The sequence below is a fragment of the Streptomyces sp. NPDC088732 genome (genome assembly GCF_044751205.1).
Taxonomy (GTDB): domain Bacteria; phylum Actinomycetota; class Actinomycetes; order Streptomycetales; family Streptomycetaceae; genus Actinacidiphila.
On the sequence record NZ_JBIVLI010000009.1, the window covers coordinates 113,080 to 131,509 of the forward strand.

The following is an 18,430-nucleotide window of genomic DNA, read 5'->3' on the forward strand; positions in this document are numbered from 1 at the left end:
CCGTTCATCACCGCAGCTCAGGCGGCCGACTCGGTGGGGTACGCGCAGGGCACACACATGCCGAGTGAGGCGGGGATGACGTAGCCCGCATCCGATCGGCAGGAAGGACAGGTACGACGGGCCGCCATCGCCTTGGCGAGCGCGGCCCGCTTCCCGGGGGTCATCGGCCGCACGGGCTTGGCCCGGTCGACCCGGTAGAGGTAGGCGACCAGGACGCCGGACTTCCTCCGGCGCGCGTGCCGCATGAGCTGAGCCGCAACCGGTTGACCACCAGGGCGCAGGCCACGGGCCCGCAGTTGCCGACGGGTGGCGTAGCCCTCGGGGGCGAGGCGCCACGGGAACGTGGGTATCCCCCACGTGGCGCCGGACGGGTCGTAGCACTTCCCGAACGCCGGCGACATCAGGCAATCGCCTCAACGGCGTCGCCGGGGCCGTCGGTGCGCTCTGCTCGCAGCGTCTCCCGCAGTACGCGGGCCTTGGCGGGCGAGGTGCGTACGGCACGGCGGATGCCCTCCGCCGTCAGATCCTCGATCGCCCAACCGGCGGTCGCCTTGCGTGCCTCGATCAGCAGCTCATCGGCCGTCCGTACCGGTCGGGGCGTCCGGGCCAGGTCGGGGACCCGACCGGTCGCCGCACGGGGCCGGATCGACTCCGCCGCAGCCACAGCGACCGGGGCCGACTCGATCGACCGGACCGGCTCCACCACAACGGGCGCGGTCGGGGCGGGAAGCTCAGCCGCCACCGGTGCCGGAACAGGCTCCGGCGGGGTCGACTCTTCCAGGTCAGCCGTAGACCGATTCCTTGTGGTCTCAGTTGATTCCTCCGCATTTGTGTGCGGAGTCGACTGGTAATGCAGCACCTTGGCCACGAGATCCGAGCCGAAGTAGATCGACCCGACTGGCAGCGACGTTGCCAGCAGGACCAGGGCCCAGTTCGCCGGGTCCCAGTCGGCCAGCCGGCCCCAGTCGACCGACCCGCCGTGCAGCTCCGGCACCAAGCCGTGCACGTAGTTCAGCAGCAGCGAAGCGACCGTGTAGGTCGCCAGGACCCGCAGCGCGAACTTCCGGTCCCGATCGGTCAGCACCAGGGTGGCGATCAGGGCCAGGGCCATCAGGCCGTCGACCACGAACGGATACAGCGTCGCCGCCGTACTGTCGGCGCCGATCGTCTCGGCAACGTCGCGCAGCGCGTTCCAGGAGACGCGGAAGGCCATGCCGACGACGCCGACCAGGGCCAGCACCAGGGCCGCACGGCCCTTGCGCTTGAGATTCACGCGGCACCGCCCGTCCGGCCCGCGGGACCGTTGGCCAGCGTCCGCCGGGCGGCGAGCACACGCCGGCGAGCCCGACGCAGACGCCGGGCGTCCACCTCAGTGGGGGTGCGATCCAGCGTCATGATTTGTGCGTCCAGCAGTTCGACTTCCGCCAGGACGACGGGCATCTCACGCTCGATCGCGGACAGCTCGGCGTCCGACGGTTCACCGTCGGACGCGGTGCCGGTAACAACCGGCTGACGTGCAGCGATGTACGCCATGGGTCACAGTTCCTTTCACGGAGGAACGGCCCGAACAGCGGCCCCGGTGCTCGAACACCGGGGCCGCGTGCCGTTGGAGACAGGAGATCCGGCTCCCCCCAGCGCTGCTCGTACGAGACGAGCAGCGGAGGCAACCGGCCGCGGTAAAGAGCCGCGGAGAGGTCGAACAGTGCGCGGGCCTAGCGCCGCGCAGGACCGCCTTCTTTCGGCTGAGGACAGGCGATAGATCCTCGGTCCACTGTTCAGTTCTCAAGGAACGAGCGCTTCCTTCTGGCCCGTCTCACGGGGCCCTCCGGGCGTCGCAGGCAACCCAAAGAAGGGCCACCTCGCCTCGCTGTCCTAGGACTGTGAGGCGCTGAGAAGACGATGACGCACAGTCCCAGGACTGTCAACAGTCCTGGGACTGTGCTTCACTGGTCGGTATCGAGAGGAGTGCCGCATGGCGCCCAAGTGGCGGGAACTTGCAGACCGGCTGGCCAACAAGATCAGGAACGGCGACTACGCACCTGGTGACCAATTGCCGCAGATCAGGGACCTGGTGGAAGCAGGCGAAGGGTCGAAGTCCACTGTCCATGCCGCCTACAAGGCGTTGGAGGCCGAGGGCTTGATCACGTCGTCGCGCGGCCATGGAACGGTGGTGCGTGCGCAGGCGCCTCTCAAGCGGCTGGGCATCGCGCGGTACGACAAATCAAAGTGGAGAGACGGCGACGAAGTCGCGTTCATCGCGGACCGCGTGGCGTCGGGGCGTGGGTACCGGCGGAACGAGCAGACCCAGACGGTTAGCCGGGTGACGGCGCCAGCGATCGTGGCGGAAGCCTACGGCTTGCCGGAAAGTGCGGAGGTGTACGCGCGCGCCCGCTTGGTCCGGGAAGGCGTGCAGCCGACGCACACGCTGACCAGCTACTACCGTCCCGAGCACGTGGAAGGGACGCGCATCGTCGACCCGAGTCCGGGTCCGGCCGGCCGGGGTGGCGGCTTCCGCGTGTTGTACGACGCTGGCTACGAGATCGACCACATGCAAGAGACCTTGTTCGCGCGCGTCCCCACAGCAGAGGAGAGTCAGCTTCTCCAGCTCTCACCAGGCGAGTGGGTAGTGGAACTGCACCGCACCACGTACACCACCGACGGGACCGTGGTGGAGTTTGCGATCGGGGTCCACGCAGCCACCCGTTTCGCCTGGACGTACGAATTCAAAGTGCCCGACTCTGCCAGTCAGGATGGCGGGACCTCGTGATCTCGGCTCAGACGTGGGCGGACGCGCAACGGCTCTGGGACTTCCAGCAACTGGGTCATGAGCCGCGTCCTTGCTCGGTTGCCATCGGACTGGGTAGCCACGACCTTGGGGTTGCAGACACGACCGCGGACCTCTATCACCGTGGAATGATGCCGCTCATCGTGTTCACTGGCGCGACCAGCCGGACGACACGCGAACGCATGCCCCGAGGTGAAGCCGAGCATTACCGTGCGCGGGCGATCGAGTTGGGGGTCCCAACAGAAGCCATCCTCGTGGAGCCTCAAGCCCGGAACACTGGTGACAACATCCGCTTCTCCCGAGAACTGCTTGAAGGCCACCACGTCGCCGTCACATCGGCGTTGTTGGTCAGCAAGCCGTACGAGGAAAGGCGGGCGAACGCAACCGCCCGCAAGCTGTGGCCTGGGGTTGAGTGGATCAGCGCCTCTGCCTCGGTGTCCTTCGCTGAATATGTCGACTCAATCCAGGATGTCCGCCTCGTGATCGACATGTTGGTAGGTGCACAGCAACGCTTGGTGGTTTATCCCCGAGAGGGGTTCATGATCGAACAGCACATTCCTCATGACGTGGCCGAAGCGTACGAGCGTCTTTGCGCCGCAGGCTTCACGAGTCGGCTTCTGTCCTCAGCCTGATGCTGACAGGGTCCGACGCAAGCCCTGCCATTCTGAGCGATCTCGTACCTGGCGCCAGATACCATGTCAGAATGACTCTCCCAGGAAATGCTTCTGTGTCGTCATGAGTGCATGACACTTACATCTGAAGGGAAAATCTCGTGACTGCCCCCATAAACGTTGCCCTGCTTGGGCTGGCTCGTCGCGCGGAGAAGAACGATCCGCGCACACTGATGGAAACATTCGTGAACGCCGGCCCTCTTCTGACTCTCCTGCAGAGCCAGGACAATCAGGTCTTGTTCGGCAGGCGCGGAACGGGAAAGACGCATGCCCTTACATACCTCGCGGAATCGATTCGTGAAAACGAACACGATAAGGCAATCTTCGTCGATCTCCGCAATATCGGTTCCTCGGGCGGGCTGTATGCCGACAGTGCTTACAGTTTGAGCGAGAGGGGCACTCGATTGCTGATCGATGTGCTTGAAGTAATTCAAGGTCAATTGGTAGACATCGGGCTCGAAGGTGCCTATACTTCGGCAACCGAAGGTCATGCCTTGCCTTTGTTGGATAAACTTGCCGACGCCATCTCGGAGGTCCGGGTTTCGGGCCCAATTGAGAGAGAAGTTACGGGGCAGTCCGAGAATTCCAGTCAAGTTTCTATGGACGTCAAGGCCGGGAAGGGCGCACTCAATGTGGGTGCATCTTCATCCAGCACCCAAAAGGACTCGGAAGGGTATCGATACAAAGAATCTGGTGTGGCGACGCACACGATCCGCTTCGGCGCAATTTCGCAACTGCTTCCGAAGATCACGCAGTCACTCGGAATTCGCCGACTGTGGGTGCTGTTGGACGAGTGGAGTAGTTTGCCTCTTGAGCTACAGCCGCTTCTGGCGGATCTGCTCCGGCGTAGCATTATGAACCTTCCTTCTGTCGTCGTGAAGATTGCCGCTATTGAGGAACGCTCAAGGTTCTTCGTCCACGGGGAGCACCCGGGAACCGGTGTCGGAATGGAGGTCGGTGCCGACATTGCTGCCGACATCAACCTCGACGACTTTATGGTATTCGAGCAGGACGAAACCCGGGCCAGCGTGTTCTTTGGCGAACTGCTCTTCAAGCACGTGACGGCCGTTATGCGTGATCGTGGTGATGACCCTGCTTTTCGTGGGATAGCAATCCCGTCTAATAGGGATGACTTCGTACGTGCAGCGTTTACGCAAAATAGCGCGTTCACGGAGCTGGTGCGAGCCGCGGAAGCGGTGCCCAGGGACGCCATCAATGTCGCTTTCCTTGCCGCACAGCAGGCGGATAGCGAAAAGATCTCAGTCTCGATCATTAGACAAGCAGCGCAGACCTGGTACAACCGAGACAAGCAGAAGGATATTGCTGAGCACGAAAAGGCTCTTGCTCTCCTTCACTGGATTATTGACGAAGTAATTAAGCAGAAGCGGGCGAAGGCTTTCATGCTGGAGCAAGGGAGGCCGACTCAAGACCCCCTCATTCGGCTGCTCTACGATGCCCGGATTCTTCACATCATCCGCAAGGGGATCGCGCATAAGGACACGCCTGGCCGGTACAACGCTTACGCGATCGACTATGGGTGCTATGTGGACCTCATGACCACTCAGCGAGCCCCTCTCGGCCTCCTGCCACTCGACTTCGGAGACGTAGAGGGTTATGCGCAGCGAGCTGCGGACCTCGATGTACCATCCGAGGACTTTAGGTCAATTCGTCGAGGAATTCTCAAGATTGAAGAATTCGAGACGGTCTGGCTGGCCACTCACCCCGAAGATCATCCGGCCGGTTCGGTCGAGGAAAATCGTGAGGCGAATGTCTAGGGAGAGGGGACGTCAGCGAAGTTCGTTGCTGCGCCGCGGTCGAGGAGTTCAGTAGCCCAGGGTCCTGTGATGACCTCGTTTCACGGTTGGGTTCGCCTTGTGGGTGACGGGGAGTTCCGTAAATTATCCTATTCGGCTCCCCCGTCCCTTTTCCACCACCATCCAGCCTCCTTCCTTCTCCTATCCCAATTTTGCGCCGAATCGTCCAGCTTACGCTCCAGGCCTGATTGCAGGTGGCGATTTGATATCGCCAAAGACTTAAGCCTGTATTCTATTTCTTCCTCGCGTAAGTCCGAATATTCGTGGGCCATTGTGATGGCTAGATCTACCTCTCCGCTTAGGCGGCGATGTAGAGACTGTTTTGACACTCCGTAGAAACCGGCGAGGGCATCCCAAGACACGCCGCCCTGTCGTAGGACCGCACAAGTTAGGGCTTCCAGGGATTTTATTTCACCTCTGATCAGCGGCCAGGTACGGGGGGTGTTGGCCAACTCAGTGGTCGGGTCTGCCAAGTTAGCGAGGGATGAGGCAACCCCAAGTGCTGTCGCAGACCTTGCCACCAGCAGTTTTCGCATGCTTGCTTCGGAGGATGTACCCATAGCAGCCAGGATGGCAGGGAAACGTCAGCTTTTTGCTGACTTCCCGGAACCGCCTCACTGGAGAACCTAGAGGTGCAAACAAGGTCCGCCCGCACCGCAGAGGTTGGCGCCAGACACGGTACGGGCGGCTAGGACACCCTCAGGAGGCATCGACATGAGTCTCATCCATGCGCTACCCGGCCTGTCAAGTATTGACCAGCAGTCACGCTGGGGTCTCATCGTGATCGTGGTGGTGATCATTCTGCGTGTACCGCCTCAGAGTCTGCCTGGTGTGCTTACCGATCTGATCACCCTCGGTGTCTTCTTGGCTGAGCAGGCGCATACGACGCCGAGGCAAGTGGGGCGGGGAACCGATCCTCTTGGGTTCGGGCGGATGCGGGCCGCCTGATCTAGGTTTACCGACCTGAGTGGGATGTGGTGGGCCATGTATGGGCCAGCGCCAGCGGTAGCGAGACCGTTGAGGCATAACACGCAGGTCAGGTGACAGAAGGGCGCGGCCGGCGTGACGCCCTTGAAAACCGTCGTGGCAGCGATGTCACCGTGGGTTCAAATCCCACACTCTCCGCCCATGGACAGCCCCCGACCAGCGGTTCTGGTCGGGGGCTCGTTGCTGTCCGAAGGGCCGTGAGTGACCGCTGTTCCCCGGTGGCTACCGCCTCGTATGGCACGCGGAGGTGCGGCAACTTTCGCCGCTGGCCGGGACGCTCAGCTCCCGCAGGAGCATCCGCGGCCGACTGCGATCGGGGTGATGCCCTGGACGGCATCGCTCGCTTCGTCGGAGCCACAGCAGGTGGCCGGCGTTCCGTCCGCGCTCTTGCCGAGGGTGTCGGCGTCGGCCTTGACGACGTAGACCTCCCAGGGCTCCTTGCCAGGGCCGGTGACCCAGACCTTGTCCTGGAGGGCGTAGCAGCAGGAGGTGTCGTTCTCCTCGAAGGTGGCCAGCCCGGTGCCTTGGAGTCGGTCGGTGGCGGCGGTGACCTGCTCGGTGGAGGCGACCTCGACGCCGAGGTGGTCCAGGCGGGTGTCTTGGTCGGCCTCGCCTTCGATCAGGACGAGCTTGAGCGGGGGCTCGGTGACGGCGAAGTTGGCGTAGCCGGGGCGGAGTTTGGCGGGCTCGACGCCGAAGAGCTTGGAGTAGAACGCGATCGACGCTTCGAGGTCGGCGACGCGGAGGGCGAGCTGAACGCGGGACATGGCGGTCTCCCTCATCTGCTTCTGTATCGACATCCGTCGATACAGCTCGACGCGGTCGAGGTTGCCACCTGCATCGACAAGCGTCAACATAGACACATGTCGAAATCAGAGCTGCGGGTCCTCGGGCAGGACGATCAGGCTGTCGCGTGCTGCTCGCCGATGGTCCGCGAACCGCTCGGCGAGTCGGATGCCGTGGACCTGGCGCGCATGTTCAAGGCGCTGGCGGACCCAGTACGGCTGCGCCTGCTGTCGCTGATCGCGTCCTTCGAGGGCGGCGAGGCGTGCGTCTGCGACCTGACCGGGCCGTTCGACGTGTCGCAGCCGACGATCTCGCACCACTTGAAGGTGCTGCGGGAAGCGGGCCTGGTGGGCTCCGAACGGCGCGGGACCTGGGTCTACTACTGGGTGCTGCCGGCCGCGCTCGCCCGGCTCTCCTCGCTCCTCCAGATCCCCGCCGAACCGGCCACCCCCAGGTCCTGCTGATGGCCGTCACCGCTTCGCTCGGCCGCCGGGTCGCCGCCGAGTTCGTCGGCACGGCCGCCCTGGTCGCGGTCGTGGTGGGCTCCGGCATTCAGGCCACCGAGCTGTCCCGGGACGTGGGCGTGCAACTGCTCGCCAACTCCCTGGCCACGGTGTTCGGCCTCGGCGTGCTGATCACCCTGCTCGGCCCGGTCTCCGGTGCGCACTTCAATCCGGTCGTCACCCTCGCCGCCTGGTGGACCGGCCGGGCAACCGGTGACGGACCGGCCCCGCGTGAGGTCGCGGCCTACGTGCCCGCCCAAGTTGCCGGCGCCGTCGCGGGTGCGGTCCTGGCCGATGCGATGTTCGCCGAACCGCTGGTGGCCTGGTCCACTCACGACCGGTCTGCCGGGCACCTGTGGCTGGGCGAGGTCGTCGCCACCGCGGGCCTGGTCCTGCTCGTCTTCGGTCTCGGTCGTACCGGACAGCAGCGTCTTGCCCCTGCGGCGGTCGCCTCCTACATCGGTGCGGCCTACTGGTTCACCTCGTCCACCAGCTTCGCCAACCCGGCCGTGACGATCGGCCGCGCCTTCTCCGACACCTTCGCCGGCATCGCTCCGGCATCGCTGGCGCCGTTCATCGCTGCCCAGATCGTGGGCGCCGTCGTGGGGCTCGGCCTGGTAGCCGTCCTCTTCGGCCGTACCGCTCGGGCCACCGCGGGCGTCCCCGTCCCCCCAGGTGAGCCCGAACTCGCCATCACCAGCCGCTGACCAAGGAAGACCCCGTGACCACTCCCGCCACCCCGTCCGTGCTGTTCGTCTGCGTCCACAACGCCGGCCGCTCCCAGATGGCCGCCGCCTTCCTCGACCACCTCGCCGGGGACAAGGTAGAGGTCCGCTCGGCCGGCTCCGCCCCCGCCGACACCGTCAACCCCGCCGTGGTCGACGCCATGAAGGAAGTAGGCATCGACATCTCCGCCGAGGTCCCCAAGATCCTCACCACCGAAGCGGTGCAGTCGTCCGACGTTGTCATCACCATGGGCTGCGGCGACACATGCCCCGTCTTCCCCGGCAAGCGCTACCTCGACTGGCAGCTCGACGACCCCGCCGGCCAGGGCGTCGACGCCGTCCGCCCGATCCGCGACGAGATCGAGCAGCGCATCCGCGGCCTGCTCACCGAACTCGGCACCGAATGAGGCAAACGGCGTTCCTGCACGTGCCGATGTGGGCTCTTCCGGGCGCCCATCGTCCGTGGCCGGTGCGACACCCTCGGGTGCTAGGTTCTCGAACTCTCTGGCGAAATCTTTTGGGAGTCCGAATGGTGCGTGGGGCGGCGCGGGCCGTGCTCGGTGGTGCCGGGGCGTTGCTGCTGCTGGGGTGCCAGGCCGAGGCGGCGCCGGGGCCCGGGGCGCAGGCGGGCTCGCTGGTGGTGGGGTGCGCGCCGGTCGCGGTGTTCACGTCCGGGCAGGACGGGTACCACACGTTCCGGATTCCGGCCCTGGTCACGGCCGCTCAGCCGGGTTCCGGGGGGTCCGTGCTGATCGCCTTCGCGGAGGGGCGCCGGCACTCGGAGGCGGACTCCGGCGATGTGGACGTCGTCGAGCGCCGGTCGACGGACGGCGGCTGCACCTGGTCGCCCATGGAGCGCGTGTCCGACGCCGGGACCGACACGGTGGGCAACCCCGCGCCGGTCGTGGACGGCCGCAGTGGCCGGGTGGTGCTGCTCACCACCCGCAACGCGGGTACGGCGCAGGAGCAGCAGATCATGTCCGGGGCCGTGTCCCCGAAGGACAGCCGCAGGGTGTACGTCCAGAGCAGCGCCGACGCCGGTGCGACCTGGTCGCGGCCCCGCGAGATCACGGACCAGGCGAAGCTGCCCGGCTGGCGGTGGTACGCCACCGGCCCGGGCCACGGCGTCGCGCTGACCGAGGGCCCGCACGCGGGCCGGCTGGTCGTCGGCGCGGACCACTCGGACACGCCTCCCGCCGGCAGCCGTGACACCGGCACCGAGTGGCGCTACAGCGCCGGGAACTCCCTGCTCAGCGACGACGGCGGCGCGACGTGGCGGATCGGCTACGTCGACCCCGCCGACGACGACGGCATCAACGTCAACGAGACCGCGGTCGCCCAGCTCCCCGACGGACGGCTGTACTTCGCGGCCCGGGACCAGAACGGCCGGGCGCCCGGCAACCAGGCGCACGCCTGGAGTTCCGACGGCGGGGCGTCGGTCGAGGCACCGTTCCGCCAGAACACCGGGGTCACCGCGCCCATGGTCAAGGCCTCGGTGCTGCAGACCGACGACGGCAGCGGAACGGGGCCGCTGCTGATGGCCGCGCCCTCGGACGCGCGGGAGCGCGTCGGCATGGGCGTGCGGGTCAGCCACGACGGGGGCGCCGGGTGGTCCGCCGCACGGCGGCTGTCGTCCGCGCCGGCCGCCTACTCCGACCTCGCCCAACTCGACCGGGACCGGGTCGGCCTGCTCTACGAGACCGGGGTCCGCTCCGCCTACGAGAGCATCGTCTTCACCCGGCTGTCCCTGCCGGCGCTCGACGGCTGAGGGCCGGGTCCGTACGGGACGGGACCCGGCCCTCGGCGATCAGTGGTCGACGTAGACGGTGTCGAAGCCGGAGAGGGTGTCGAGGTAGGCACCGCTGGGCGTCCGGTACACGGCGCGCCAGGCGCCGTCCCACTGCGCGGTGAACCGCTTGCTGAAGTGCCCGCGGGAGTCGGTCCAGGCGTAGCCCACGGGGGCGAGCCGGTCGCTGCCGTGGACCTGGAAGTAGATGCCGACCTTCTGGTTGGCGAAGGCGGTCCACGTGCTGCCCGACTGCCGCTGGAGGTTGCCGCTGACCGTGATCGGCCGGCCGGCGACCACCGGCTCCGGGGCCGCGTTGAACGTGGTGATGCGGGTGGCGGTGCGCACCAGGTGCTTCACCGGGCTCGTGGAGGCGGTGAAGACGCCGTTCGCGGCGAGGCTGATGCGCCAGTAGCCGCGCGGGGTGGCGTGGACCTTGCGGTAGGTGAAGTTCCCGTTTGCCGGGGCGTCGAAGGCGCCGATGTTCTTCCAGGTCCGGTTGTCGGCGGAGTACTGGACGGCCAGCCTCGGCACAAGGCGGCCGCTCAGGGTCTTGGCGGTGCCCCTGAGGGTGAGCAGCCCGTCGGCGCCGATCGAGGCGCCGGTGATGCCGATCTTCACCTGGTCGTGGACGTCGACGGTGTACTTGGCCGTGCTGTGCTTGAGGTACCACCCGGCCGGTACGGCGTCGCGGTAGTCCACAACGCTCACCGATCCGCCGTTGACGTCGGTGGGCGGGGCGACGGCGATCGAGAAGCGCCCGTCGGTGTCGGTGCGCCCGACGAGACCGGCATTGTGGACCGTGGTCCGCACGGGCATGCCGGCCAGCGGCTTCCAGCCCTGTGCCGTGTGGTCGAAGTAGTCGACCCGTCCCGTCACCGCCGTGCTCTTGCCGCCAACCAGCGAGAGGGCGCTCTTGTCGAGCGTGATCCGGGTGTTGCCGGCGAAGTAGCCGACGTGGTGGTCCTGCCCGCACTGCGTGTACGAGAAGAGTTCCGGTTCCCAGATGCAGGGCTGAACACTGGGGAGCGGCGAACTCAGGCCCTGCGGGCCGACGGTGATCCGGTACGTGCCGTCCTCGGCGGTCACGGCACTGGCCGAGGAGAATTCCTTGACAACGATCTGCTTCCCGGCGACAGGCCCGATCAGGGTGCCGTCGGGGTGGGTCCGGATCACCTTGCCGGACAGGGTCACGGTCTGGTGCACCCAGTCCGTGGTCTCCGGCGCCATGTTGTCCTCGACGAACCAGTCCTCGTCGCCGTAGAAGAGGTCGCCGGACCCCTTGCTGTGGTTGCCCTCGGCGTCGGTGACGTCCGCGGTCACGAAGTAGCGCGGGTTGGCGGCCAGGCCGGTGGGCGTCGCCTGCCACAGGGTGTTGCCGGAGACGTCCGTGCCCGCCTGGTGGAAGGCCTCGGCGGGGACGGTCCCCACGGCGGTTCCGTTGGGCAGGATGATGGTCGCGGTGATCGACCGGGCCTGGATGTAGGGGGCCACGGCCACCTGGAGCGCGATCGCGTTGTTCGCGTCGTGCGTCCTGGCGACGTAGGGGACGGCCGGCCCGACGGGCGCGCTCTGCGCGCTCGCGGCGGTGGGCAGCATGCTCAGCATGGCCGCGGCGGTGGTCGCCGCCAGCAGGGCGTACCTGTTTCTGGAGGATGCGTTCACATGGCATGAGACCTGTGGGCGGGCGTTGGAGTTGTACGGGTGTGCGATCGCGTTCGGGCGTCGTGCGGCAGGCGGTCCGGTGAACGGGCCCCGTGGCCAGTCGAGTTCGTGCAGTTTCAGAAGGGAGGTCGAGGGACGAGCCCGTCAGGACGGGTGGCTCGGCGGCAGGGACTGCTCCGTCCAGATCGTCTTGCCGTCCGCGTCGTAGCGGGTGCCCCAGGCCTGCGCGAGCTGGGCGGTGATGAACAGGCCGCGGCCGCCCTCGTCGACGGTGCGGGCGTGGCGCAGGCGCGGGGCGGCGGGGCCGGCGTCGCGGACCTCGCAGGTGAGGGTGCGGTCGTTGATGAGGCGCAGGGCGAGCGGTGCGGCGCCGTGGCGGATGGCGTTGGTGACGAGCTCGCTCACGATCAGCTCGGTGTTGAAGACGATGTCGCCCTCGATGCCCCAGGCCGCGAGCTGCTCACCGGCGTGGTGGCGCGCGGCGGAGACGGCGGCGGGGTCGGCTTCGAGGTGCCAGGAGGCGACCCGGTCGGCGGGGAAGGGCCGGGTGCGGGTGAGCAGCAGCGCGCCAGCCCGGCCGGACAGGCCCTCGGGGAGGGAGTAGAGGATGTCGTCGCAGAGGTCCGCGAGGGGCCGGCCGGTGTGCCTGCCCGCGTCCGGGCTTTCCGTCTCCGGCCGGCGGCCGAGCAGCCCGGGGTGGCCGGCGAGATGGGCGGCGACGACGGGTGAGCTGGACAGGGCGAGGATGCTGCCCTCCTCCAGCCCGATGTCGCTGGTGGTGAACGGCGCGCCGCTGGTGACGCCCAGCGGCGGCCCGGCCGGGACGTCGGGGATCTCGGCGGTGCCGTCCGGGCGCACGATCACCGGGGCGAGATGGCCGGAGCGGGCGATGGTGCACATCCGGGTCAGGGGGTCGTAGACGGCGTACACGCACGCGGCGGTCAGTGCCTCGCGGTGCAGCGGGTCGCCGCTCGGCAGGGACGCCCGCTCGGCGGCCAGCAGCGTCGCGGTGTCGTTGAGGCGGGCGAGGAGCTCGTCCGGGGGCTGTTCGAAGGCGGCCAGCGAGCGGATGACGGTGCGGAGTTGGCCCATGGTCGCGGTGGCGTGGATGCCGTGCCCGGCGACGTTGCCGATGACCATGGCGGTGCGCGCGCCGGACAGCGGGATGGTGTCGTACCAGGAGCCGGCGCCGTTCGTGGCGGTCGGTACGTACGCCGTCTCCAGGGCGGTGTGCGAGGCGGGCCGGTGCGGCATCAGGTGGCGCTGGACGGTGGAGGCGATGGTGTGCTCGCGGGTGAAGCGCCGTCCGTTGTCGATGCACAGGGCGGTGTGGTCGGCCAGCTGGAGGGCGAGTTCGATGTCGTCCTCGTCGTACGGCTCCTGGTCCCGGCCGCGGTAGAGGCTGAGGAGGCCCAGGACGCTGCCGCGCAGGGCCAGCGGGACGACCAGGAGCGAGCACGCCCCGGACGCGAGGATCGCCTCGGCCCGGACCGGGTCGGTGGACATCCACGGCGGCTCGGCGTCCAGGGCGATCACCCGGGGCCGCAGGTCGGACAGCGCCTGCGTGAAGGGTGTCGGCCCGGGCAGGCTGAGCACGGCGCCCACCGGGTGCGCCTGCGGCTGGTCGGGGCCGCGGCTGTTGCGGGAGGCGGCCCGCAGCAGGGGCACGCCCTGGGGGAGCGGGGAGAGCGGGGGGTCGTCGCCGCGGAGCACCGCGTCCACCAGTTCCACCACAGCCCCCTCGGCGTAGCCCGGGACCAGGGTGCGGACCAGCTCGTCGCAGGTCACCACGGAGTCCATCGTGCGGCCCACCCTCTCGCGCACCATGTCCAGGACGCGCAGCCGTTCGAGCGCCCGTTCCCGGGGGGTGACGTCGATGACCGACAGGGCGAGCCCCAGCACCTCTCCCCTGGGGTTGTCGAGGCGGAACACCGACATGGCGTAGTACCCGGGCGGGGCCGTGCCGCCCTTGCGGCGCGCCCGCACCAGGCGCTCGCGCAGCGGCACGCCGGTCTCCAGCACCGTGCGGACCGCCGCCTCGTGCTGGTCGCCGTCGATGATGTCGTAGGCGTCGGCGAAGCGGTGGCCGATCAGGGACTCGGGCGTCACGCCCCGCATGGCGCTGGTGGCGGTGTTGACCCGCACCACGCGCAGATCGGTGTCGAGCAGGTGCAGGCCCACCGGCGACTGGGTGAAGAGGGCGTCGACCATCGCCGCCTCCGCCTCGCCCATCGGCGGGGCCGGGTCGCCGGATGCCACGTGGTCGTCCTTCCCGCCGGAGCCGCGGGCGGGCACTACTTGCCCCGTGTCTCGTCCCGGCTCCGGCCGGTGGGACGGACGATGTCGAGGACGGCCATCATGCCCATGTCCTCATGGTTCAGGATGTGGCAGTGCAGGACGGTTCGCCCGGTGAAGTCCCGGAACGGGATCCGCAGGACGACCTGGCCGCGGGCGGGCACGTTCACCGTGTCGAACCAGCGGCGGGACGCCGGGTGCGGTCTGCCGTTGGTGCTCATCAGCTGGAACTGGTTGGTGTGGACGTGGAACGAGTGCTCCTCGTCGCTGTCGTTGCGCACCGTCCACTCCTCGACGGTGCCGAGCACGGAGGTGAAGTCGTTGCGCTTCGCGTCGTAGGTGCGCCCGTTGACGTAGAAGACGGTGCCCGCCGCGTTCTCCGTGAAGACCACGGTCTTGCGGTCGGCGATCCTGGCCTTCGACAGGTCCTCGTTCGGGGCGAAGGCGCCCGGGATCGCGGCCGGCCGGACGGGGGCGCCGCCGGTGACGAGGGTGGCGAGGTCGGCGCGGGGGAACTGGTTCCCGGCCTTGCCGGTGTCGTACGGCAGGGTCTCCAGGCGCGTGGTGCCGGGGGAGCCGCCCTGGACCAGGACGTCGTAGCGGGCCCCGGCGGCGACGACGAGGGAGTCCGCCGACCACACGCGCCGGACGGGGTAGCCGTCCTGGGCGATCACGTGGAAGCGGTGCCCGGGCAGGTGCAGCTTGTAGTAGATGTTGGCGCCGATGTTGGCCAGCCGCCACAGCTGGGTCTCGCCGGGCCGGATGCCGATGACGGGGTTCGCCTGGCCGTTCACGGTGCGGTTGGTCGCGGCACCGATGCTCAGCGGGTGGGTCCTGATGGCGTCGCCCTCGACCTGGAAGTCCTTGAGCGCGACGACGTGCTCGGTGATGCCGCGCAGGGACGCGGGCAGGTACTGCCGCAGGCCGTCGACGACGATGACGCCGGACTCGCCTCCGGCGACCTGGGCGGCGGACATCATGTCGGCGTGGGAGTGGTACCAGTAGGTGCCGGGGGTGATGCCGCGCGGCAGCCGGTAGGTGTAGTGGTACGAGGCCCCGTACTTGATGGCGACGAAGATGTCGTCCGACGGGCTGCGCGGCGAGACGTGCAGCCCGTGGACGTGCAGGTTGGTGGCCTCGTCGACCTTGTTGGTCAGGGTCAGGTCGATGGTGTCGCCGGGCCGCACCCGCAGCGTCGGAGGCATGTACATGCCGTTGTAGGTGGTCGCCCACAGCCGGCGGTCCCCGACCCGGACCTTGCGCCGCTCCACGACGACGGTGGCCCGCAGGAGCCCGTCGCGGCTCACCAGTTCGGGCGGATCCTGGAGGCGCGGCCCCGTGGCGGCCGGTGAGGCGGGGCCGTCCTGCGGGCCGGGAGCGGGGAGGCCGTGGCCGCATCCGGCGACCCAGGCGAGGAGGAGCGCCAGGCCGGTGGCGAGCCGGGCCGCGGCGGAACGGGGCCGAGTCACACATCTCTCCCTACGGGAAGCCGTGCGGCGGAGCGGGTCGATCCACGATCGCCGGACGAGCCTATGGAGACCGGCGGCCGGCTCCCCGGCGCGCCACGCCCCCCGGCGCGCTATCCGCCCCAACGGCAGCACCCGCGGAACCCGCGGACCCGGGCCGGCCGCAGGTTGGCCGAAAGCCGTGCCTGAACGTTTTGTCGCTTGCCGCACCTGAGCGGTGTGCCCCGTCGTACGGCCGATCCGGTGAATTGCGACGACCATGGAGGTTTGTCGACAGATCGTCACGCTTGCGAGCGAAATGGGCCGGAGGGCCTGGTTGGCGGCCCGGGTGCTGGGCAACTCTGGTTGCGGCGACGTCGCACAGTCGGCGGAGCGGTCGGCCAACCGCCCCGCACACCCCCGTATCCAGTCCTCTGGAGGGAAAGACATGGCAAGCACCCGTACCGCCCGAGTCCTGGCCGCAATGGCCTCGCTGCCGCTGGCCGCGGCACTGTTCGCCGGGACGGCAGTGGCCGACAACGGCGCCCTGTCGGGCGGCGGTTCCAACGCGACCGTGGTGAGCAACAGCGGTGGCAGCGTGGGGCGTGACAACTTCGGGAGCGTGACCACGACGCAGCAGGCCGCCACCGGGGCGGGCGCGTCCAACCAGAACAACAACGCCAGCGTGGTCGGCTCGGCGTTCACCGAGATCCACCAGTCGAACGTGAACATCCACTTCGGTCCGCTGTGGTGACCGGGGCCCCTGGGGCTCGCTGACAAGGGGCGACTGCGCGACGGCAACCTCACTGCCGTCGCGCAGTCGCGTTTGTGTGTCCACAGGCTGTGGACAGTGCGGCGGCGCCTTGCCCCCGGCGCGCCCCTCCTCGACACCGTACCGGCCGGAGCGGGGGTGAGGAGCCGGGTCGGCATCTACCGGTGAACGCCCGCGGCGGCCAGCCCGGGCGGCCGGACCGCACGTGGTGCACGGCGGCGCGAACGGACTGCGCGGAGACCGGGGCAGTCGCGCCGATCAGCGGCCCGGCCTACGGAACGCGCAGGTCAGGGCAGGTGCGGGGCGTCCCGTCACCGGGCCGGCGCGCGGTGCCGCGGACCGGCCGGGCGGCACCGCGGGACCCTCGAAGATCACGACGTCCGCGTTGCTGCGTCCGGCTGACTCCCGGGCGTGGCGAACCCTCCGGCGGGCCCTCGCGCCCTTTCACTCGACGCATGCACGAACACAAGCCGATCATCCGATTTGCGGCGATCGTCGGGCTGGCGCTCGCCTGTCTGGTGACCGGACCGGTCTCCGCGGCAGGCGCCGTCCCCCGGCTCGCCGCTGCCCGCCCCGCCGTGCTCGCGCCCGTTCCGGCGTCGGCCATGGCGCCGCGCGGCGACACGGATCCCGGCGACCCACTGAGCGGGTACGACCTCGGCCCGGACCTGTCCGGACTGCTCATGCCGTACGACGCCTACGGCGGCGAGGAGACCGAGGACGGCGCCACGCCCGAGCGGCGCAACTTCAAGGGCTACGGCTTCGACACCTGCCGCGCCCCGTCCCTGGCCACCATGCGCGCCTGGCTGAAGTCCAAGTACCGCGCCATCGGCGTGTACTTCGGCGGCCGCGCCCGCGCCTGCAGCCAGCGCAACCTCAATCGCGACTGGGTCCAGTCCGTGCACAGGATGGGCTGGCGCATCATGCCGATCTACGTCGGCTCGCAGTCGCCCTGTGTGCGCGGCAAGCACCTGCGCAACTACCGCATCGACCCGGACAACGCCTGGGGCCAGGGCGAGAGCGAGGGCTATGACGCGGTCCAGAGCGCGGCCGACCTCGGCTTCGAACCCGGCAGCGCGCTCTACCTCGACATGGAGGCGTACCACGCCGGCAAGGCCCGCTGCGCCGACCAGACCCTGGACTTCATCCGGGCCTGGGACCGCCAGGTGAGCGACAACGGCTACCTGCCCGGCCTGTACAGCAGCTCCGAGTCCGGCATCCGGCACATCGAGCGGGCCCGCCAGCAGGGCGTCGACGACCTGCCCGAGGCCGTGTGGTTCGCCCGCTGGAAGGGCAGGCCGGCGGTGCGCAGCGAACCGGTGCTCAGCGACGACGCCTGGAACGGCGGCCGGATCCACCAGTACTCGGGCGCCGTCCGCGAGAAGCACGGCGGCAAGCGGCTGTCGATCGACCGCAACCGCCTGGACGGTCCCGTGGCCGTCGTCAACTGAACGGCCGCGCACGACGCGCCCGGCCGCCCCTGCGGGGTGACCCCGTAGGGGCGGCCGGGCCGTTCTCCGCCCTGCGGAGGTGGGGCACACCCCCCTCGTACGACTTCAGGGTGACCCCGCTTCGGCACCTGCGGCGGATCCCCGGGCCGGGCCCGCGCTCCTAGCGTGGAGCCATGACCACGCCCGTGTGCACCAGCGCCTCGCAGGCACAGTTCACCAGCTACGTGCGGGCCAAGGGCCCGGCGCTGCTGCGGACCGCGCGCTCGCTCACCGCCAACCCGAGCGACGCCGAGGACCTGCTGCAGACCGCCCTGGTCAAGACCTACCTGGCGTGGGACCGGATCGACGACCACCGGGCGGTCGACGGCTACGTCCGCCGCACCCTGGTCAACACCCGCACCTCCCAGTGGCGCAAGCGCCGCGTCGAGGAGTACGCCACCGACGAACTGCCCGAGCCGTACGGCCCGGCGGCCCTGACCGGCCCCGACGAGGCCGAGCGGCAGGCCCAGCGCGACTCCGTGCTGCGCGCGATATCCCGTCTCCCGGCCCGCCAGCGGGCCATGGTCGTGCTGCGGTACTACGAGGACATGAGCGAGGCCCAGACCGCCGAGGCGCTGGGCGTCTCGGTCGGCACCGTCAAGAGCGCCGTCTCCCGTGCGCTGGGCAAGTTGCGCGAGGACCCCGAATTGTTTCCGGGGTAGTGACATACCGCTCGGTATGACACCAGAATCACAGCACCCACCTA

General features: G+C 68.8%; 18 protein-coding genes. 11 read left to right on the forward strand and 7 right to left on the reverse strand.

Going from position 1 to position 18,430, the window contains the following annotated elements; all coding sequences use genetic code 11:
* Positions 1-17 precede the first annotated feature (17 nt).
* The 3 genes from ACIP9H_RS17215 to ACIP9H_RS17225 are packed head-to-tail and all read right to left on the reverse strand — an operon-like array spanning position 18 to position 1,533.
* Complete coding sequence (locus tag ACIP9H_RS17215) at positions 18-401, reverse strand: RRQRL motif-containing zinc-binding protein (RefSeq protein WP_401959629.1); 384 nt, start codon at positions 399-401, stop codon at positions 18-20.
* A complete protein-coding gene (locus ACIP9H_RS17220) occupies positions 401-1,273 on the reverse strand; it encodes a DUF2637 domain-containing protein (protein WP_401959631.1) in 873 nt (290 codons plus the stop codon). The genes ACIP9H_RS17215 and ACIP9H_RS17220 overlap by 1 nt, the downstream gene beginning before the upstream one ends.
* Positions 1,270-1,533 carry a DUF6284 family protein gene (locus ACIP9H_RS17225; RefSeq protein WP_401959633.1) on the reverse strand — a complete coding sequence of 88 codons (264 nt, stop codon included), beginning with the start codon at positions 1,531-1,533 and terminating at the stop codon, positions 1,270-1,272. Before ACIP9H_RS17225 ends, ACIP9H_RS17220 begins: the two co-directional genes overlap by 4 nt.
* A gap of 439 nt (positions 1,534-1,972) precedes the next feature.
* On the opposite strand from ACIP9H_RS17225, the gene ACIP9H_RS17230 reads away from it, so the two are divergent.
* From ACIP9H_RS17230 to ACIP9H_RS17245, 4 genes are all read left to right on the forward strand, one after another.
* Positions 1,973-2,767: a GntR family transcriptional regulator gene (locus ACIP9H_RS17230; protein ID WP_401959634.1), complete on the forward strand. Its 795-nt coding sequence runs from the start codon at positions 1,973-1,975 to the stop codon at positions 2,765-2,767.
* Entirely contained in the window at positions 2,764-3,417 is a 654-nt protein-coding gene (locus tag ACIP9H_RS17235; protein WP_401959636.1) for a YdcF family protein, read from the forward strand. The genes ACIP9H_RS17230 and ACIP9H_RS17235 overlap by 4 nt, the downstream gene beginning before the upstream one ends.
* A gap of 140 nt (positions 3,418-3,557) precedes the next feature.
* Positions 3,558-5,231 carry a hypothetical protein gene (locus tag ACIP9H_RS17240; protein WP_401959638.1) on the forward strand — a complete coding sequence of 558 codons (1,674 nt, stop codon included), beginning with the start codon at positions 3,558-3,560 and terminating at the stop codon, positions 5,229-5,231.
* Positions 5,232-5,984: 753 nt separating this feature from the next.
* On the forward strand, positions 5,985-6,218 hold the full coding sequence (locus ACIP9H_RS17245; protein ID WP_401959639.1) for a hypothetical protein: 234 nt from the start codon (positions 5,985-5,987) through the stop codon (positions 6,216-6,218).
* 317 nt (positions 6,219-6,535) lie between these two features.
* Here ACIP9H_RS17245 and ACIP9H_RS17250 read toward each other — a convergent pair whose 3' ends face one another.
* The gene (locus ACIP9H_RS17250; protein WP_401959641.1) at positions 6,536-7,024 is read right to left on the reverse strand and encodes an ArsI/CadI family heavy metal resistance metalloenzyme; all 489 of its coding nucleotides are present in this window, start codon (positions 7,022-7,024) and stop codon (positions 6,536-6,538) included.
* 96 nt (positions 7,025-7,120) lie between these two features.
* On the opposite strand from ACIP9H_RS17250, the gene ACIP9H_RS17255 reads away from it, so the two are divergent.
* The 4 genes from ACIP9H_RS17255 (at position 7,121) to ACIP9H_RS17270 (ending at position 10,039) form a co-directional block, all read left to right on the forward strand.
* Positions 7,121-7,507: an ArsR/SmtB family transcription factor gene (locus ACIP9H_RS17255; protein ID WP_401959643.1), complete on the forward strand. Its 387-nt coding sequence runs from the start codon at positions 7,121-7,123 to the stop codon at positions 7,505-7,507.
* Positions 7,507-8,253, forward strand: a complete 747-nt coding sequence (locus ACIP9H_RS17260; RefSeq protein ID WP_401959645.1) for an aquaporin — start codon at positions 7,507-7,509, stop codon at positions 8,251-8,253. Before ACIP9H_RS17255 ends, ACIP9H_RS17260 begins: the two co-directional genes overlap by 1 nt.
* Before the next feature lie 14 nt (positions 8,254-8,267).
* Complete coding sequence (locus tag ACIP9H_RS17265; RefSeq protein WP_401959647.1) at positions 8,268-8,678, forward strand: arsenate reductase ArsC; 411 nt, start codon at positions 8,268-8,270, stop codon at positions 8,676-8,678.
* 122 nt (positions 8,679-8,800) lie between these two features.
* Positions 8,801-10,039, forward strand: coding sequence for an exo-alpha-sialidase (locus ACIP9H_RS17270; RefSeq protein WP_401591798.1), 1,239 nt, complete (start codon positions 8,801-8,803; stop codon positions 10,037-10,039).
* Between the two features lie 39 nt (positions 10,040-10,078).
* Here ACIP9H_RS17270 and ACIP9H_RS17275 read toward each other — a convergent pair whose 3' ends face one another.
* The 3 genes from ACIP9H_RS17275 to ACIP9H_RS17285 all read right to left on the reverse strand — a co-directional run bounded on the left by ACIP9H_RS17275 (position 10,079) and on the right by ACIP9H_RS17285 (position 15,486).
* Positions 10,079-11,722, reverse strand: coding sequence for a hypothetical protein (locus ACIP9H_RS17275; RefSeq protein WP_401959648.1), 1,644 nt, complete (start codon positions 11,720-11,722; stop codon positions 10,079-10,081).
* Positions 11,723-11,866: 144 nt separating this feature from the next.
* The gene (locus ACIP9H_RS17280; RefSeq protein WP_401959649.1) at positions 11,867-13,981 is read right to left on the reverse strand and encodes a SpoIIE family protein phosphatase; all 2,115 of its coding nucleotides are present in this window, start codon (positions 13,979-13,981) and stop codon (positions 11,867-11,869) included.
* Positions 13,982-14,016: 35 nt separating this feature from the next.
* Positions 14,017-15,486, reverse strand: coding sequence for a multicopper oxidase family protein (locus ACIP9H_RS17285; RefSeq protein WP_401959650.1), 1,470 nt, complete (start codon positions 15,484-15,486; stop codon positions 14,017-14,019).
* 424 nt (positions 15,487-15,910) lie between these two features.
* Between ACIP9H_RS17285 and ACIP9H_RS17290 the strand changes: the two genes are divergently transcribed.
* From ACIP9H_RS17290 to ACIP9H_RS17300, 3 genes are all read left to right on the forward strand, one after another.
* Entirely contained in the window at positions 15,911-16,216 is a 306-nt protein-coding gene (locus ACIP9H_RS17290; RefSeq protein WP_319663772.1) for a hypothetical protein, read from the forward strand.
* 473 nt (positions 16,217-16,689) lie between these two features.
* Positions 16,690-17,685 carry a DUF1906 domain-containing protein gene (locus ACIP9H_RS17295; RefSeq protein ID WP_401591789.1) on the forward strand — a complete coding sequence of 332 codons (996 nt, stop codon included), beginning with the start codon at positions 16,690-16,692 and terminating at the stop codon, positions 17,683-17,685.
* A gap of 173 nt (positions 17,686-17,858) precedes the next feature.
* Positions 17,859-18,386 carry a SigE family RNA polymerase sigma factor gene (locus tag ACIP9H_RS17300; protein ID WP_401959651.1) on the forward strand — a complete coding sequence of 176 codons (528 nt, stop codon included), beginning with the start codon at positions 17,859-17,861 and terminating at the stop codon, positions 18,384-18,386.
* Positions 18,387-18,430 lie beyond the last annotated feature (44 nt).